Annotated in this window: 2 protein-coding genes and 1 pseudogene; 2 read left to right on the forward strand and 1 reads right to left on the reverse strand. The window is 70.1% G+C overall.

The annotated features are described in order from the left end of the window. The first annotated feature begins 233 nt into the window (after positions 1-233). Entirely contained in the window at positions 234-1,712 is a 1,479-nt protein-coding gene (zwf, locus tag MFF42_RS19025) for a glucose-6-phosphate dehydrogenase (protein ID WP_238257149.1), read from the forward strand. 64 nt (positions 1,713-1,776) lie between these two features. On the opposite strand, the gene rocF is transcribed toward zwf, so the two are convergent. After that, the gene (rocF, locus tag MFF42_RS19030; RefSeq protein ID WP_238257150.1) at positions 1,777-2,706 is read right to left on the reverse strand and encodes an arginase; all 930 of its coding nucleotides are present in this window, start codon (positions 2,704-2,706) and stop codon (positions 1,777-1,779) included. A gap of 192 nt (positions 2,707-2,898) precedes the next feature. Here rocF and MFF42_RS19035 point away from each other — a divergent pair. Beyond that, positions 2,899-3,217 (forward strand): annotated as a pseudogene (locus MFF42_RS19035) (hypothetical protein); the annotation flags it as partial.

Genomic DNA, 3,217 nt, shown 5'->3' on the forward strand with positions numbered 1-3,217 from the left:
GCCGCCGCCCGCGCCGGACGGGGGATCGTCCCGCCGTCCGCCCGCCGTCGCCGTGCAACGCCGATCGATTGTTCGGCAGCGCACTTGCGCGGCGTCGCTGCAAACCGATAACCCACCGTGCCGGACGCCGCTGGGCGCTTCGGCGGACTGTCGGGTGAGAGGTGCGGAGCCGCCGGAATGCCCTCCGACGCGCATCGGCGCTTCGACACCCGCGCGAAACCCGGGAGCCGCTCTTGGCCACCATCATCCCCGTCTCGCCCTTCGATTACGTCGTGTTCGGCGCCACCGGCGACCTGACCCAGCGCAAGCTGCTCCCGGCCCTCTATCAGCGCTACCGCGACGCCCAGATCCCCGAGACGAGCCGCATCATCGGCGCCTCGCGCAGCCACATGACCCTGGAAGAGTTCCGGGAGCGCGCCCGCGACGCCCTGAAGAGCTTCGTGCCGGCGGCCGATATCGACGAGACCAAGCTCGCCGGCTTCCTCGATCACCTGTTCTACGTGGCGGTCGACGCGCTGGGCGACGACGGCTGGGACGATCTGAAGGCCATGCTCGACGAGCGGCCCGACCGGATCCGGCCCTACTATCTCGCCACCTCGCCCGATCTCTACGGCTCGATCTGCCGCAACCTCGATCGCTACGGCCTGATCGGCGAGAACAGCCGCGTCGTCCTCGAGAAGCCGATCGGCAAGGACCTCAAATCGGCCCGTGCCATCAACGACGCCGTCGGTGCAGTGTTTCCCGAGAGCCAGATCTTCCGGATCGACCACTATCTCGGCAAGGAGACGGTGCAGAACCTCCTGGCCCTGCGCTTCGCCAACACGATCTTCGAGCGGCTCTGGAACGCCGACGTGATCGACCACGTGCAGATCACCGTCGGCGAGACGGTCGGCGTCGAGGGGCGCGGCGGCTACTACGACACCTCCGGCGCCCTGCGCGACATGGTGCAGAACCATATCCTCCAGCTTCTCTGCCTCACGGCGATGGAGAGCCCGATCTCGCTCGACGCCAATTCCGTGCGCGACGAGAAGCTGAAGGTGCTGCGCGCGCTCAAGCCGATCACATCCGCCGACGTGCAGGCTGTCACGGTGCGCGGGCAGTACGCGGCGGGCGCGGTCGGCGGCCGGCCGGTCGAGGGCTATCAGGCGGATCTCGGCAGCGACGCCGCGAGCCGGACCGAGACCTTCGTCGCCCTCAAGCTCGAAGTCCGCAGCGGGCGCTGGGCCGGGGTGCCGTTCTACATCCGCACCGGCAAGCGGCTGCCGAAGAAGCTGTCCGAGATCGTGGTGCAGTTCCGCGCCTCGCCGTTCTCGATCTTCCCGGCCGACGCCTTCGGGCGCGAGCCGAACCGCCTCGTCATCCGCCTCCAGCCGGAGGAGGGGATGAAGCTCGAAGTGATGACCAAGGATCCGGGCCCCGGCGGCATGCGCCTGCGCCCGACCAACCTCGACATCTCCTTCGAGGAGACGTTCAAGCAGCGCTATCCGGACGCCTACGAGCGGCTCCTGATGGACGTGGTGCGCGGCAACGCCACCCTGTTCATGCGCCGCGACGAGGTGGAGGTGGCCTGGGCCTGGGCCGACACGCTGCTCAAGGCCTGGGCCGACCGCCCCGAGCCGCCGCGCCCCTACGCCGCCGGAAGCTGGGGGCCGACGGCCTCGATCGCCCTGATCGAGCGCGACGGCCGCACGTGGCATGAGGAGATCGGCTGACGCTTCATCGGCATGAGGAGATCGGCTGACGCCGCGTCGGTGGGAGGAGGCCGGCCGATGCGGCTCACGCCTCCAGCGGCGGGAGCTCGGTCGGCCGGTCGAGGATGCGGCGGCCGAACAGGCTCGCCACCAGCTCGACGAGCACCCGGGCGCTGCGCCCGCGCTCGTCGAGGAAAGGGTTCAGCTCCACCACGTCGAGCGAGCCGACGAGACCCGAATCGCACAGCATCTCCATGATGAGATGCGCCTCGCGAAACGTCGCGCCGCCCGGCACCGTGGTGCCGACGCCCGGCGCGATGGTAGGATCGAGGAAGTCCACGTCGAAGCTCGCGTGCAGGTGTCCTTTCTCGGCCGCCACCCGGTCGAGAATGCGCCGCAGGGGCGCCACAACGCCGAACTCGTCGATGGTGCGCATATCGACGATGTTCACCTGCCGCTGGGTCACGATGGCCCGCTCGCCGGCATCGATCGAGCGCAGCCCGAACAGGTGGACGCGCCGCGGATCGAGCAAGGGACGCTCGCCGCCATCGAACAGGCCGTCGAAGCCGGGCTCGCCGCACAGGGCGGCCAGCGGCATGCCGTGGACGTTGCCCGAGGGCGAGGTCTCCAGGGTGTTGAAGTCGGCATGGGCGTCGAGCCACAGCACGAAGAGCGGCTGCCCGGTGCGGCCGCAATGGCGCAGCGCCCCGTCGATCGAGCCGAGCGACAGGCTGTGGTCGCCGCCCGCCACGAGGGGGAGGCTTCCGCGATCGAGGGCGGTTTCGACCGCCCGCGCGATCTCGGTCATCCAGGCGCGGATCGCCGGGAGGTCGCGCTCGCCCTGTGCGCCGTCGGGTGCGAGGTCGCCCCGGTCGGTCACGGCGAAGCCGAGATCCTGCAGCACCCGCACCAGCCCGGCGGTTCGGAGCGCCGCCGGTCCCATCACCGCGCCCGGCTCGCTGGTGCCGATCTCGATCGGTGCGCCGATGAGGTCGATGGTGGACGATGACGGCATGGACGCTTCCTTCCGAGCACGATGAGCCGGGGGCCTCGCCGGCTTCGACGTCACGATGCGGTCCCGATCCGCCGACCCCCGCGACCTTTGTCTCGCGAGAGAGGAAAGGACATCAACGATGTGTCGGCGTGATTGAGGCCCGGCCTTCGCCGTGCGGAAAATGCCGGGCCGTCCCGGTCTGAAGAACACGCCGTGCGTCCGAACGACTCCGCCTATCCCCGCGACCACGTCGGCTACGGTCGCCCCGCAGCCCCGCCGGCCGAAAGGGGCCCGCATCGCCGTGCAGTTCGTCGTGAACTACGAGGAGGGGGGTGAGAACAGCATCCTCGACGGCGACGCGGCCTCCGAAGGCTATGAGACGGAGGCGGTGCCGACGCTGCCCTCGCCGAGACGGCGGAACCTGAGCGTCGAATCGGTCTGCAAGTACGGCGCCCGCGCCGGCTGCTGGCGGCTGCGGCGGGTCTTCCCGCAGGCGCGGCGGGGCTGGTCCGCTTCCTCGACCTGCCCGACG

The sequence above is a fragment of the Methylorubrum podarium genome (assembly GCF_022179745.1).
In the GTDB taxonomy this organism is placed as follows: domain Bacteria; phylum Pseudomonadota; class Alphaproteobacteria; order Rhizobiales; family Beijerinckiaceae; genus Methylobacterium; species Methylobacterium podarium.

What these genes read in the sequence shown, in the direction of transcription:
- rocF (WP_238257150.1), bottom strand. Translation starts at nt 2,706, where the DNA reads ATGCCGTCATCGTCCACCATCGACCTCATCGGCGCACCGATCGAGATC.